Source organism: Alcanivorax sp. 97CO-5 (assembly GCF_000524665.1).
In the GTDB taxonomy this organism is placed as follows: domain Bacteria; phylum Pseudomonadota; class Gammaproteobacteria; order Pseudomonadales; family Alcanivoracaceae; genus Alcanivorax; species Alcanivorax borkumensis.
Window position 1 is genome coordinate 1 of record NZ_KI965902.1, and the last position, 337, is coordinate 337.

The following is a 337-nucleotide window of genomic DNA, read 5'->3' on the forward strand; positions in this document are numbered from 1 at the left end:
GCTTTTAGCCGTTGGGCCGGAGGCACTCCGCCGATAGCCGAGTTAGGCCGCTCGTTATTGTATTGCCACAGCCACTGAGTGGCTAATAGCTGGGCATGCGCAACGCTGGTGAACTCGTGGAGATCAAGCCATTCGTGCCTGGCCGTGCGGTTAAATCGTTCAATATAAGCGTTCTGGGTCGGCTTGCCGGGCTGGATATAGATTAGGCTTATCCGCTTCTCTGTTGCCCATTCCACCAGTGCTTGCGATATGTACTCCGGCCCATTATCACAGCGAAGGGCGGCGGGCTTGCCCCGCCACTCGATGATCTGATCGAGAGCCCGTATCACCCGTGCTG

Annotated in this window: 1 protein-coding gene; it reads right to left on the reverse strand. The window is 57.3% G+C overall.

Translation table 11 applies throughout. The annotated features are described in order from the left end of the window. On the reverse strand, positions 1 to 337 hold a 337-nt coding region (locus Y017_RS09390; protein WP_035460451.1), incomplete at both ends, for an IS3 family transposase.